The 13,788-nt window shown below is 46.1% G+C and carries 14 protein-coding genes and 1 pseudogene; 12 read left to right on the forward strand and 3 right to left on the reverse strand.

The window, feature by feature from the left end; all coding sequences use genetic code 11:
* The first annotated feature begins 65 nt into the window (after positions 1 to 65).
* Positions 66 to 431, forward strand: a complete 366-nt coding sequence (locus AC3WT9_RS28365) for a winged helix-turn-helix transcriptional regulator (protein WP_341089768.1) — start codon at positions 66 to 68, stop codon at positions 429 to 431.
* A 20-nt stretch (positions 432 to 451) separates the two neighbouring features.
* Here AC3WT9_RS28365 and AC3WT9_RS28370 read toward each other — a convergent pair whose 3' ends face one another.
* A complete protein-coding gene (locus AC3WT9_RS28370; RefSeq protein ID WP_341377289.1) occupies positions 452 to 1,393 on the reverse strand; it encodes a helix-turn-helix domain-containing protein in 942 nt (313 codons plus the stop codon).
* A gap of 435 nt (positions 1,394 to 1,828) precedes the next feature.
* On the opposite strand from AC3WT9_RS28370, the gene AC3WT9_RS28375 reads away from it, so the two are divergent.
* The 11 genes and pseudogenes from AC3WT9_RS28375 to AC3WT9_RS28425 all read left to right on the forward strand — a co-directional run bounded on the left by AC3WT9_RS28375 (position 1,829) and on the right by AC3WT9_RS28425 (position 13,059).
* Positions 1,829 to 2,848 (forward strand): glycoside hydrolase family 88/105 protein, encoded by a 1,020-nt coding sequence (locus AC3WT9_RS28375; RefSeq protein WP_341377290.1) that lies wholly within the window; start codon positions 1,829 to 1,831, stop codon positions 2,846 to 2,848.
* 12 nt (positions 2,849 to 2,860) lie between these two features.
* Complete coding sequence (gnpA, locus tag AC3WT9_RS28380) at positions 2,861 to 5,023, forward strand: 1,3-beta-galactosyl-N-acetylhexosamine phosphorylase (RefSeq protein ID WP_341377291.1); 2,163 nt, start codon at positions 2,861 to 2,863, stop codon at positions 5,021 to 5,023.
* Between the two features lie 168 nt (positions 5,024 to 5,191).
* Positions 5,192 to 5,980, forward strand: a complete 789-nt coding sequence (gene yaaA / locus AC3WT9_RS28385; protein ID WP_341377292.1) for a peroxide stress protein YaaA — start codon at positions 5,192 to 5,194, stop codon at positions 5,978 to 5,980.
* Between the two features lie 188 nt (positions 5,981 to 6,168).
* The gene (locus AC3WT9_RS28390) at positions 6,169 to 7,086 is read left to right on the forward strand and encodes an AraC family transcriptional regulator (protein ID WP_341377293.1); all 918 of its coding nucleotides are present in this window, start codon (positions 6,169 to 6,171) and stop codon (positions 7,084 to 7,086) included.
* A gap of 119 nt (positions 7,087 to 7,205) precedes the next feature.
* Positions 7,206 to 7,790, forward strand: a pseudogene (locus tag AC3WT9_RS28395) (aminoglycoside phosphotransferase family protein); the annotation flags it as partial.
* Between the two features lie 222 nt (positions 7,791 to 8,012).
* Positions 8,013 to 8,582, forward strand: coding sequence for a GNAT family N-acetyltransferase (locus AC3WT9_RS28400; protein WP_341380315.1), 570 nt, complete (start codon positions 8,013 to 8,015; stop codon positions 8,580 to 8,582).
* Between the two features lie 173 nt (positions 8,583 to 8,755).
* Positions 8,756 to 9,469, forward strand: coding sequence for a response regulator transcription factor (locus AC3WT9_RS28405; RefSeq protein ID WP_076110252.1), 714 nt, complete (start codon positions 8,756 to 8,758; stop codon positions 9,467 to 9,469).
* Positions 9,466 to 10,563 (forward strand): sensor histidine kinase, encoded by a 1,098-nt coding sequence (locus tag AC3WT9_RS28410; protein WP_341377295.1) that lies wholly within the window; start codon positions 9,466 to 9,468, stop codon positions 10,561 to 10,563. The genes AC3WT9_RS28405 and AC3WT9_RS28410 overlap by 4 nt, the downstream gene beginning before the upstream one ends.
* 128 nt (positions 10,564 to 10,691) lie before the next feature.
* A complete protein-coding gene (locus AC3WT9_RS28415) occupies positions 10,692 to 11,603 on the forward strand; it encodes an ABC transporter ATP-binding protein (RefSeq protein ID WP_341377296.1) in 912 nt (303 codons plus the stop codon).
* Positions 11,600 to 12,307, forward strand: a complete 708-nt coding sequence (locus tag AC3WT9_RS28420; protein ID WP_341377298.1) for an ABC transporter permease — start codon at positions 11,600 to 11,602, stop codon at positions 12,305 to 12,307. Before AC3WT9_RS28415 ends, AC3WT9_RS28420 begins: the two co-directional genes overlap by 4 nt.
* 17 nt (positions 12,308 to 12,324) lie before the next feature.
* Positions 12,325 to 13,059: an ABC transporter permease gene (locus AC3WT9_RS28425; RefSeq protein ID WP_341377299.1), complete on the forward strand. Its 735-nt coding sequence runs from the start codon at positions 12,325 to 12,327 to the stop codon at positions 13,057 to 13,059.
* A gap of 89 nt (positions 13,060 to 13,148) precedes the next feature.
* Here AC3WT9_RS28425 and AC3WT9_RS28430 read toward each other — a convergent pair whose 3' ends face one another.
* Both AC3WT9_RS28430 and AC3WT9_RS28435 read right to left on the reverse strand, forming a co-directional pair.
* Positions 13,149 to 13,472 (reverse strand): DUF2178 domain-containing protein, encoded by a 324-nt coding sequence (locus AC3WT9_RS28430; RefSeq protein ID WP_341089793.1) that lies wholly within the window; start codon positions 13,470 to 13,472, stop codon positions 13,149 to 13,151.
* Entirely contained in the window at positions 13,469 to 13,678 is a 210-nt protein-coding gene (locus tag AC3WT9_RS28435) for a helix-turn-helix transcriptional regulator (RefSeq protein ID WP_341089795.1), read from the reverse strand. The genes AC3WT9_RS28430 and AC3WT9_RS28435 overlap by 4 nt, the downstream gene beginning before the upstream one ends.
* Positions 13,679 to 13,788 lie beyond the last annotated feature (110 nt).

Raw genomic sequence — 13,788 nt, forward strand, 5'->3', positions numbered from 1 at the left:
AAAGATATGCAACAATGAGTTTTTAGACCGGTGGTATAAGATCGTCATTAACGAGGTGTTATTCAATGAAGCAATATCATTTGGGCATAGAGGCAACACTTGAAATCCTCGGTGGAAAGTGGAAATCTCTGATCATCTGCTTACTGATGCCCGGTGCGAAGAGAACAAGCGAATTACAGCGGAATATTCAAGGCATTTCACAAAAGGTTCTGATCCAGCAGCTTCGGGAGCTTGAGGAGGATGGACTCGTCAGAAGATATGTATACCCGCAGATGCCGCCAAAAGTCGAATATAGCCTCACGGAATATGGGGTTACAGCCAATAAGATCGTTGACGTTATGTGTACCTGGGGAAAAGAGAATATTAAAATGAGACAACGGCAAGGAGAAGATATCGTCTTGCTGGAGGATAAGTCCACGATGATACCTTAGTAAAACTATATACACCCACCTCAGACCCACCCCGTAAACTCCAATATCGACGCCTTCGCTGACTGCGCTTCGGACTGTGCCCCTTTACGCCATTGTTTGGGCGACTCTCCCATGAGCCTGGAGAAGCAGCGGTTGAAGCTGGAAATAGAACGAAATCCGACCTGCTCAGAGATCGAAAGAATGGAATCATCCGTGCTTTTTAGCTGCTTGCAGGCCTCTTCGATTCGGGTGCTGCTCAGGAAATCGAGAGGTGCCGTTCCCATGATTTCGTGGAATTTTCTGCGGAAATGCGTTGTGCTTAAGTGGCATGAATCCGCCAGGAAATCAATGGTGATGGGGGTCATATAGTTTTTCGTGATATACTCCAGAGCTGGAGAAATAGCGAAATAGCCCTTCATACTATGCTCTGTTTCTTGTTCGGCCAGCGCTTCATTTGTGGAATGAATTCTAAGCAATTCTATATAAAGAGACAACAATAATCCGTAAGCGCTTTCCTGGTAGTAAGGCTTCTGCTCCTTGAGCTCCTCCACGACCGATGTGGCAAGGGAATAGACTTTGGGATATTGCTCCTTGTTCAAAATACAGTTCTTTCCCAGCACCCTCCACAGGTTCGGCTCGAAGCTGTTGTAGGCACTTTTGAAGGAATGCTGAAACAGCTCCTCCGGTGAAAAAAAGAGATAGGACCACAGACTTGCCGTATCAGGTGAACTGTACGTGGTATGGGGGAGGTATCTGGGGAGGAAGGTCACATCTCCGGCTTTAAAGGGGACGTCTTCTCCTTTGATCTCCATGATGCCGCTATCTGAATAGCAAATGCCAATCTCCAAATGGTTATGGAAATGGAGATGTTCGCTTTTGATATCGGAAATCCTCCAGCGGTCCCCGCTTAACAGCAGGACAGGGAAATGGATAGGCAAGCTATAATGGCGGTACTCAATGACAGGCTTCTTTTTTCTGGGCATATTCGCTGCTCCCATTCCATAACGTGAATTTGTGTGGGTTGGAGGTAGGTAACTTCAACTATATAGATTGAATTTATGAATATAAACTTAGGGAAAAGTGGCGGAAGGGAATTTTGGAACTGTAGGAGCGATAGCGTCCGCCTTTAGGTTTGGATTTCTACCGCGAATCGCGGTTAAATTCAGGAAATCCAAACCTAACAGCGGCCGAAAGTCCAAACATTCTCTGGAGTCACTGCCAACCCCAAAGTAGAAAAACCACAAGTTCAATCTTTATAGCTCTCTTCAACAAATGGTTGAAATTGCGCAGTTTTGCTGCGAATGTGCTTAGATGTATACCATTATACTGCTTACAATAGAATATATAAAGCGTTTACAATAAGACGGACGGCTCTAAAGGCGCCTTTGGGGGCGTGTGCGAAGGAGAGGGGAATAGAGATGCTTCAAATCAATTATGACAGGGAAGAAATATTAAGCGTTATCGACAAAGTCACCAGAAAAACACTCGCGATGGATTTAACGTGGGAATGGCCTTGCGGGGTGGCATATTATGGGGTATCCAGAGCCTATCAGACCACAGGGAATAAAGAGTATTTGGATATGCTTGTCCAGTGGGCAGATGAATATATCGAGCTGGGCCTGCCGGACTGGACAGTGAACACCTGTGCCATGGGCCACATGCTGATCACCTTGTATGAAGAGACTGGCAACCAGAAATATTGGGATATTGTGATGAGCAAGGTGGAGTATCTCCGCAGCAATGCGCTGAGGTTTGGGGACAATGTGCTGCAGCATACCGTATCTGTGTCGAATGATTTTCCGGAACAGGCCTGGGCGGATACGTTGTTTATGGCGGCATTTTTTCTGCTCCGTGTAGGAAGCAAGCTAAATGATCAGGAAATGATCCAGGATGCCCTGAATCAATATTACTGGCATATCAAATACCTGCAGGACCCTAGCAGCGGTTTCTGGTACCACGGCTACAATAACATCAAGCAGGATCACATGTCGGGATTATATTGGGGTAGAGCGAATGCTTGGGGCGCCTACACCATGTCGCAGGTCAAACCGCTTTTGAAGGACTGGTATTTGTACCCTCAGTGTATGGACGTGGAGTGTTCACTCCGGGATCAGCTGGCGGCACTCAAGCTTGTTCAGACGGAGAACGGTTTGTGGCGGACGGTGCTGGATGACGAAGAGTCCTATGAAGAAGTATCCGCCTCTTGCGGGATTGCGGCGGCTATGATCAATAACGGTAATCCGCTGCATACCAAATATGTGCAAAAGGCCCTGAAAGGCATATTGGACAATATCAGCGAAGATGGACGGGTGCTGGGTGTATCGGGCGGAACAGCGGTGATGAAGGACCGGGAAGGGTATCGCAATATCCCCAAAGAATGGATTCAAGGCTGGGGTCAAGGTCTAGCACTCGCTTTTCTATCAGATATGCTTAAATAGGAGGGAACCAGGTTGTCCAATCTAACTAAGGGGGCCTTTACCCTGCCGGGAGAATCCGGTTATGAGGCGCTGACCCTGAAACTCGCTGAACGGTGGGGAGCCGATGTCATCCGTGACAGTGACGGCACACAATTGTCCGATGAGATTATCAATGCAGGGTACGGTATCTACTCTACAATCTGTATCATTAGGGAACATAATGTGTGGGCGTCGCAAAATCCGGATAAGCTGCAGCAGTGTTTTTTAATTACGAATCCAAAGGTGGCTGTACTAGATTATGTATCCATCTATCTGATGGAGGATTTTTTTGCTGAACAATTCAGAGTGAATGATTCCAAAGAGGCGTTTAAGTATTGGCAGGTTGTAGACCGGACGACCGGGGAGGAAGTTCCGAGAGAACAGTGGAATTATGACCGGGAATCGGGAAATGTAGTCCTTACCGGAATTGCACCTTGGCATAAATACACGGTCAGCTTCATGGCCTACCGGATCTGGGAAGAGATCTCCATGTACAATCATACGACGAACAACTGGGATAAAGAGCATTTGATGCAGATTGATCCCATCTATCCGGAAACGCAGGCATATCTGCTGGACTGGATGGAAGACTGGTGTGTACAGCATAAGGAAACAACGGTTGTCCGGTTTACTTCGCTTTTTTATAATTTCGCCTGGATCTGGGGCAGCAATGAGCGCAACCGCCATTTGTTCTCGGACTGGGGTTCATATGATTTCACGGTAAGTTCAAGAGCGCTTGATCTGTTCGCTAAGAGATATGGCTATTCGCTGACGGCCGAGGATTTTGTGAATGGCGGCAACTATCGCGTCAGTCACATCCCGGCTAAGCAGCGCAAGCTCGACTGGATGGCCTTCATCAATGATTTTGTAATCGGATTTGGCAAGCAATTGATTGACATTGTGCATCGGCACGACAAACTGGCGTATGTCTTCTATGATGATAGCTGGGTTGGCGTAGAGCCTTACAATGACCGCTTTCAGGAGTTTGGCTTTGACGGGATGATTAAATGCGTGTTCTCGGGTTATGAGGCACGGCTGTGTTCAGGTGTAAAAGTGGATACACATGAGATCCGGCTGCATCCGTATCTTTTTCCGGTCGGGCTAGGCGGACTTCCTACCTTTATGGAGGGCGGCGACCCCACGCTGGATGCCAAAAAGTACTGGATCAACATCCGGCGCGCGCTCCTGCGGGAGTCTATTGACCGGATCGGACTGGGCGGGTATTTGCATCTGGTAGAGCCTTACCCGGATTTCTGCGATTACATCGAAAAGATTGCGGGTGAATTTAGACAAATTAAAGAGCTGCATCAACAAGGCAAGCCTTATCAAATAAAGACGAGAGTAGCCATTCTGCACAGCTGGGGCAAATTAAGATCGTGGACATTGTCCGGCCATTTCCATGAAACGTATATGCATGATTTGATTCATATTAATGAAGCTTTATCCGGATTGCCGGTTGACGTGCAGTTCATTGATTTTGAGGATATCCGTCAGGGCGTATTGCAGGATTGTGATGTAGTGATCAATGCCGGCTCTGCCGGATCTGCCTGGAGCGGCGGGGACTACTGGAAAGACAACAAGTGTGTGGATATATTGACCCAATGGGTGTATGAGGGCGGTACCTTTATCGGGATTAACCAGCCTTCGGCGGTCGATGGCTATGACAGCTACTTCAGAATGGCACATGTTCTCGGTCTGGATGAGGATACCGGCTCCAGGGTCGCTCATGGCAAATGGACTTATGAGACCCGGGACGAGCACAGCTTGGTGCCTGAAGGGGCCAGCATAACACCTAAGAATAGCATTTATCTTACCGACGGGTCAGCTGCGGTAGTGGATGAAACGGGCGGCAAGATCACACTGTCTACTCATGCCTTTGGTAAAGGCAAGGGGATCTACCTTCCTTCGTTTGAATTTAGTTTTGCGAATACAAGATTGCTGCTGAATCTAATCCGCTTTGCGGGCAATGAGCTGCATGAAACGAAGTACATTACGGATAACTTATTTACAGAGTGTGCCTATTATCCGGAAAGTAAAATACTTGTTGTGATTAACAATAATGATCAACTTCAAAGCACTTCGATTGATACGGAGTATGGGCAACAAACGATGGAGTTAGCTCCGTATGACACAATTATCTCAACTATTGGCGAATAACTAACATTCAAAAAGCTCAAGCCTGCGGCTATACTGCCGATGCTTGAGCTTTTTGCTGCAATGCAGCGGTTGACCAGCGCTTATAAATAGTAGGGAGGCCCTATGAGAGTGAATTGTGATAGGATAAGGGTACATTATTTTCCCCACGGGGCAAGAAAAGGGAGCAACATGAGAATTATTATTTCGCCTGCCAAAAAGATGAAGCCGGACACGGATGTCTTTACTAGCCGCCAGATGCCGCAGTTTATAAACGAGTCGGAAATTCTGCTGGCCACATTAAAAAAGCTGAACTATGAAGAAGCAAAATCCCTATGGAAATGCAATGATGCTATCACCACGCTGAATGCCCAGCGGATTGAGAATATGGATTTAACCCGCAATTTGGTACCTGCTCTCTTCGCCTACGAAGGGATTCAGTACCAATACATGGCACCGGGGGTGCTACAAACGGAAGAGCTGGAGTATCTTCAGCAGCAATTACGGATCTTGTCGGGGTTCTACGGGATACTCCGGCCGTTTGACGGGGTTGTTCCATACAGACTGGAAATGCAGGCCAAGCTGGCCGGACCGGGCTTCAGTTCGATTTATGGATTTTGGGGCAGAAAACTGGCCGATCAGCTTCTTGCGGAGAGCGGCTGCATTCTGAATTTAGCCTCTAAGGAATACAGCAAATGCATTTCCCCTTATCTGGGCAGAGATGTTCGAATGGTTACTTGTGTATTCGGGCAGCACATCGGTGGTAAGGTGATCGAAAAAGCAACCCTGGTCAAGATGGCCCGGGGTGAAATGGTACGCTTCATTGCTGAACGGCAAATCAGGTGCGTGGAGGATATCAAAGGTTTTACCGGGTTTGATTTCGAATTTGTAGATGAGTTGTCAAATGAGTGCACCTATGTGTTTATACAAAAAGCTACGAAAACTGGTGGTAATAAAGTCCGCACAGGAACAGGAAATTGATTGAAGGAATTAAAACAGTTAAAAAGCTCAAGCCTGCGGCTATATGCCTGGTGCTTGAGCTTTTTGCTGCAATAGCCCCGTTCATTCTCACTTATGTATCAGCCACTTATAATGGGTGCAAATAGTGTATAATTTTGGTAATCTGATTTTAGTAAATGATAAATACTTAGATATTGGGGAATTGATAGATGAATAATGACTATTTTAATAGAATTGATAACGTAATTAAATACATTAAGGAAAATAGCAATCAAAAACTCACTCTCGATAACTTGGCCGGCGTTTCAAATTTTTCGAAATATCATTTTGCAAGAATATTTACATCCATAGTCGGTGTGACTCCAGTTGCGTTTGTAAATCAAGAGCGTCTACAAAAGGCTGTTTTTCTTTTAGCTGAAACTAACAAGACTATTTTGGCAATATCGAATCAATGCGGTTTCGAATCGGTATCCACCTTCAATGCTCTCTTTAAGAAGCACTATAGCAAGACCCCAAGTGACGTTAGAAATAGCGTAAAGAAGAATCGCAATATTTCATTACACTTCAGCAATAAGCAAGAAGAGTTCTCCCAGTTTGAGGCTTACAATGGGATTGGGAGAAATCACATTCTGAAGAGGGCGTGGAAAAACGTGATCACAATCAAAGAACTTCCTGAATATGAAGTGGCATATGTTAGGCATGTCGGGAGTTACATGGATACTCATGTTGCATGGGACAAGTTGGGACGTTGGGCAAGCTTGCAGGGACTTACTCCGAACAATCATTATTTTATCGGCATATCGTTGGATGATGGAAATCTCGTAGAAGAATTTGCTTGCCGCTACGATGCTTGTGTCACATTGCCAAATGGATTCGAGAGATCCGGACATACAAAACATGTGGAATTCAAAACATTACCCGGTGGAATGTATGCTGTATATCCATTCTACGACACAATCGATAAATTTGTTCTCGCCTATCAAAATGTATTCAGTCTATGGTTACCGGATAGTGAGTATGATGCCGACGATAGGCCATGCCTAGAATTCTGTATGAATGATCCTGCTAAAGATGTGGAAGGGAAATGCAAAGTTGATTTATATATACCGGTCAAGAAGAGAATATGAATAACCGTATGGAAGGAAGATGATGATTGGGATCTCCTATAGGGATCGTGGATTGGGTAGAAAAAAATGAAAAAATAGAGGAATTATTAAATCAAGAGAATACCTTGACCATACATGCAATGGATCATGGATTTGAAGCTGAAGTCATGAAGATAAGTTCAGATCATGAGAGCTTTGTATTGAAAGTATGGAATAAGAGCTCAAGACCTGATGTTAGTTTTCAATTTCATTTATTGAATGCCCTTTTTGAAAGAGGATTATCAGTCTCTAAGCCATTGGGCTGGGGGGTAAATCCAAATGCAGATAAGGTGCTGTTGACTACCTTTGACGGGATGCCGGTTAACGAACTGAATGAAAAGAAAATGATTGAGATTGCGAATATATTATCAAGGATACATCAAATTCATGTAGAAGAGATTGGAAATATACATCTACCTAAGTACGATTTCATTGATTATTTTTTTCCTGGAGTAAGGGAACATGATGACTTGAATAGCGCATTAATTTCTCTTGTGCATATTAGTCAAATGAAGCTGGATCGGATCATTCATGGTGATTTCCATTTAGGAAATATTCTAGAGGAAAATGACCGATACACCGTAATTGATTGGACGAACGGACAATTAGGGGATTCCAGATATGATTTTGCGTGGTCACTTACTCTACAAAAAATATACATCTCAGAGCGATATGCACATGTGTTTCGTTCCGCTTATCTGTTAGATAATGATATTCAGCAGAATGAGCTTGAAGTTTTTGAGGCGTTGGCTTGTCTTAGGTGGATATTACTTCATAGAAATGGTGGCGTACCCAAAGGGATTAATACGATAGAGAGGGTAAAAGGGTTAATAGCCCAAAATTCATTCTTAAAAGAGCTGGAGTTTAGAGATTTATCAATTATAAAGAAGATATGGAGCGGTGATGGAATGAACATTGAAGCAGTTTATGAGCAGTTTCCTAGCCTGAAGTCAGATAATTTCGTATTGAAGAAGATTGAAGATCATCATTTTAACGAAGTCTTTGAAATCTATAACAATGACAAAGTATTTGAATACTGTGGCATAATACCCAAACACAATAAAGATACTGTGAGAAGCATGATCGGGCATTTCGAGAGAGATTATAATAAAAGATCAAGGGTTAAGTGGGGGATATTTGCCAGCCCTGACCCTGACCGGTTGCTTGGAATTATTGAAGCTGTCGACTTTAATCAAAAGGTAAATGCTGTGACGATTGGCTACTTTTTGTCGGAAGCACATTGGGGCAAAGGTATTGCTAGCGAAGCGGTAAAAATATTAATCGATTTTTTGTTTAGGGATGTCAACGTCAACAGAATTCAGGCTGAAGTGATGCCTCAAAATGAGACTTCAAAAAAGGTATTGTTGAAGAATAGCTTCATCAAAGAAGGAACATTAAGACAAGCGACACTATGGGCAGGTAAAGGAATCGTCGATTTAGAGATATACAGTATTTTAAAAGAAGACTATGTAAAATGATAAAAAGCTTCTCCATTCGGGTTCCATGCCAGTGGAGACAACCGGAAGCACCGGCCTGAAAGGCCGGTGCTTCACTCTGAAGGCCTGAGCCCAATCCCAGGCGGGTTTGACACACTCGGAAGATACCCTTACCATTTTGCAGTATAATAGGATGGAAAATGGAGGGAATGGCGATGAACGATGCGATATTGATTATAGAAGATGAAGCAGGTATTGCCTGCATGCTGGAACTGCTGCTATCCAGGGAAGGGTATTCTTCCGTCCTTACCGCTTCTACCGGGGCGGAGGCGATGAGCCTGATGGACAGCCGGGAACCGGATATAATTTTACTGGATGTGATGCTCCCGGACTGTAACGGCTTCGAGCTGTGTCTGGAGCTGCGCAAAAAAACAAACGCCCCGATCTTATTCCTGACTTCGCGGGCAGCCGATTATGACAAGCTGACCGGATTTGCGATGGGCGGGGACGATTATATTACAAAGCCGTTCAACTCCCTGGAGGTGGTGGCGCGGATCAAAGCCCAGCTTGCCAGAAGACGACTGTATCAGCAGGAGGCTCCATCTGCCTGTTATACTTTTGCTGATTTTGAAATCAGCAAGGATACCGGAGGGTTGACGGTGCGCGGCCAGCAGCTTCACTGTACGGCTAAGGAGTTTGCGCTGCTGCTGTTTTTTGCCGAGCATCCGAGCCGCCTGTTTACAACGGCCCAGCTCTATGAACAGGTCTGGGGTGAAATGCAGCTGGGCGATGAGAAAACGGTTGTTATTTATATTTCCAAAATCAGAAACAAAATAGAGCAGGACCCGAAGCAGCCCCGTTACATTGTCAACTTCCGTGGATTAGGCTACAAATTTATACCGAACCCTGTACCGGCTGGTCAAATATGAAAGGGGTCGTTCGTGTTGGCCTCCGGCTGCTGCTTTTTTTGCTTGCCCTGGTTATAGGTGTTATCGCCGCCTGGCTTGTTCTGTTTATCCTTTTTATTTTTATGCGGCAAATGGTTCCATGGCTGAAGGGCCTTGAGTACATACAGTTTCAAATCTGGAGTTTCCTGATCGTGTGCCTGGCTGCGCTTGTCTTCTATCTGTGGAGCCTGACGAAATCGATTTTTTATATGCTGACCTGGCTGAAGCGGCTGGCACAAGGTCAATATGACGAACCTTCGCGGAGTAATTGGCGCGGCCGCCCCATTCCCGGAAATCAGCTCAAGCTGCCTTATGCTCTCTTTAAAGAAATCATCGGGCAGTTGTCCACGTTGACCCTTGCACTGCAGCAAACAGAGAAAGAAAGACACGAATTGGATGAGAAACGAAAAAGCTGGATTGCGGGCGTGCGGCATGATCTGAAAACCCCTTTGGCCTATATTCGCGGTTACAGCTCCATGATTGCAGCCGCTGATCAATATGCGTGGTCTACTGCGGAAATAATCCAGTTCGGCTCCTTAATGGAACAAAAGACGATCCAGGTAGAGCAGCTTATTGAAGATATGAATGCTTTCTATCAACTGGACGGCAGCGAGGTTCCGCTCTCGCGGGAATCTACGGAGATGGCAGAATTTATCAGGCAGATCGTTACCGATGTTGCTGATCATCCGCTTGCTGCACAGCATACCTTTGCCTTCAATACGGACGGGGAGAAATACCTTGATATCGATCAACGCATGATTCGGCGGGCGCTGCACAATTTGCTGTGGAATGCCGTGGTTCACAATCCCGCAGGGTGCCATATTGAAACCGGGCTACGCTGGGATCAGTACGGACTGACGGTTGAGATTCGCGACAATGGGACGGGAATCGATGCGGCGGTGCTAGAGCGGCTGAACGCAACAGAGGACAATATGTTGTCGGCGCGGGCCAGATTGGCGGGCTCCGGCCTGGGCATGGCGCTGGCAAAGGGTTTTGTAATAAGGCATGGCGGCAAAATGGCTGTACATAGCAAACCGCAGCAAGGAACGCAAATCACACTTTTTTTTCTTTATTGAATGCAGGCCGGACATCCGCTTTTTGTGGTGTTGGCCTGTTTTTTTACTTAATTTTTACTTTTCTTTACCCCGCTGCTACTTCCAGCGCCTATTATTGTCCCTATATCAAAGATATGAGGTGACAGGAGATGCCACAACTTATAGTGGAGACAAAAGGGCTGACCCGCCGCTTCGGCGAGCAGGTGTCGGTGAATGAGGTAAACCTGGAGGTTCCCGAGGGGAAAATATACGGTTTTCTAGGGCCAAACGGTGCAGGGAAAACTACAACGATCAAAATGCTGCTGGGTTTGCTCTGGGCCGATAGCGGGACGATCCGTATTTTTGGACAAGAGATGCCGGGCAACAGTCAGGACATTTTGCGCAAGGTAGGCTCATTAGTAGAGAACCCATCCTATTACGGGCATTTGACCGGGTACAAAAATTTGAAAATACTAAGCACACTGCTGAAGCTGCCCGACCGGCGCATCGGTGAGGTGCTGGAAATTGTGCGGCTGACGTCCAGTGCAAACCGTAAAGTGAGCGGATATTCCCTTGGTATGAAGCAGCGGCTCGGCATAGCAGCAGCCTTGCTGCGGGATCCGCAGCTGCTGATCCTGGATGAGCCGACCAACGGCCTGGACCCGGCCGGTATCCAAGAAATACGGCATCTGATGCTGTCACTGGCCCATGATCAGGGAATGACGATCATGCTGTCCAGCCATCTGCTGAGCGAGGTGGATACGATTGCAGATGAGATCGGAATAATCAGCAGCGGCAAACTCGTCTATCAGGGAGCACTAGAAATGCTGGAGCGGCGCAGGGGCAAAGTCATGGGATTTGCAGTGGAGCGGCCGGAGGAAGCGCTTCGCACGCTAATGCTGCAAGGATTCGCCGTGGAGCGGGAAGGCAATATGCTGTCAGTTTCGGCAGAGAATGTCAGTATGTCGCAGGCAGAATTGTTCAAACTGCTGGGCCCTTACGGGATTATGAATGTACGGGAAAGCAGCAAATCGCTGGAAGAGCTATTCATGGAGTTGACCGGAAAAGGAGTAAGCTTATGATGTGGCGAGCCCTGCGGGCCGAAGGCATGAGGCTCAAACCTGCGGCCCGCTGGCTGCCGGTTATCAGCGCCGGGCTGTTCATCGCATTTATCTCGCTGGAATGGTATCTCTATTTCAAAGGCCCGGCAGGGGTATACAGCGTATTTAATGTGATGTATTTGTTTCTAGGTTTCGTATTGCTGCTAAACACCGCGTTACTCACGGGTATGATTGCCGGTTTGGAACACGAATCCAATAGCTGGAAGCAGCTGCTGACCCTGCCCGTTTCCCGCTCTGTTCTTTATTGGGCCAAGGCGCTGTGGGTTCTTTTTCTGCTGTTGTGTACGGCCTTGCTGATTATTGCCGGCCTGATCCTGCTCTGGATTTGCTACACTTCCGAACCGCTGCCGTTCCAGCTTCTAATCAAGCAAATTATGTACAGCTTTCTCGCATCAACTGCGGTGCTGGGGCTGCAGATGTGGCTGTCTATCCAATTCTCGAACCCGGCCATTCCGATGTCCATCGGCTTCCTGGGCGCTGTTTCTGGCCTATTCATAGCGCGGGACAGCGGAGCAGCATTGTGGACCTGGCTGTGGCCATGGGCCTATCCGACGATGTCCAGTCCGTTCATGGCACATCCCGAGAGGTGGATTGGCATCAGTGCAGGCCTGGGAACGGTGCTGCTAGCCGCCGGGACCTTGCATTTTAAAAACAAACAATTTTAATTAACAGGGGTGTGATTATGGAAAATTTGATGAAAGCCGAACGAATGAAGCTGCAGTATTCCGTCATCTTCATCCTGTTCCTCCTCGGTGCGCTGGGAACTGTGATGCTCGGAATGAACAGTTTAAATTCGGAGAATTTTGTAGGTTTTTTTGAGCGCGGATGGAAAACCTTTTATCTGCATATGGCCAGCTTTCACGGTTTGTTTTTTTATCCGCTTTATGCCGGGGTACTAGCTTCTTTTATCTGCCGTTATGAGCATACAAACGGGGGCTGGAAACAACTGTTTTGTCTGCCCATTCCCCGTTACCGTGTCTATTATGCCAAATTGGGAACGCTGATGCTGCTGATGGGGTTGATTCAACTGCTTTTTGCCGGATCATATCTGCTCGCGGGAGTACTGCTTCAATTGGGGGACGATTTGGATTTTACCGAATTGATCATCGGTACGGTTGGGGGATGGCTGGCCATACTGCCGTTTGCGGCGCTGCAGTTATGGGTGTCCATGCGCTTGAAGTCGTTTGTTTCCTCTTTGATTTTATCCGCTTCGATCGTGATAGCCAACATTGTGCTTACCGGGCTTCATGCCTCGATCGGTGCCTGGTTTCCTTCTACAACGGCCTACTACGCGATGTATCCAAGGGGGACGGCTTTGTCGCCCCGGCTGGATGTGATCCCCTTCATTCTCATTGTGGCTGTAACCTCTGCTGTTTACATCTGGGCGGGACGCCGTTCGCTTATGCGCAGGGCCTAGCTTTTTGAACAAGACAAACTCCTGAGTTCCATTAGGAACAAAGGAGTTTGTCTGCGAATAAGGTTTCGTATTAACTGTCTTTGTAAAGCTTATAAAACTTTATCAAAGTGGCGTAAGGAAAATAATTCAATTGCATTTCGCATAAAAATTGCAATTAACGAATATAGCAACACTCTATCAAGACCAATACTAAATTGAATATCGAAGATTGTTGTTATAAAAACTCCAATGCAAATTGCAAAGCCAAGTGCACTATAGTAGTGCATTGCCACGTGGTTCGCCTTATTCTGAACCAATTGCCAACGTTCATCATTTCTATATTCTTTCATTTTTACAGCTTGGAAGCATGGAAGGGCAATAGTGCATATACCTAATACGACCAACACCACTAACATTACGAATTGATAAATCATAATTTTTCATCCTCCTCAAGTACAAATACTTCATTGATAGATACATTAAATGCTTTGGCAATTTTGAAAGCCAACTCCAACGAAGGTGTATATTTATATTTTTCAATGGATATAACTGCTTGTCGTGAAATCCCGACATGTTCTGCCAAATCAGCCTGTGTCCAGTCTCGTTCAGCTCTCAAAACTTTAATACGATTAGTAACCAATGTAATGGACTCCTTCCTATATGTAATCAACCAGTTACATTGTCATTGTAACCACCTAGTTACATATTGTCAATAAAAGGATACGTTATAGATAATAATCTAATGGATTT

Source organism: Paenibacillus sp. EB106-06-01-XG199, assembly GCF_058791575.1.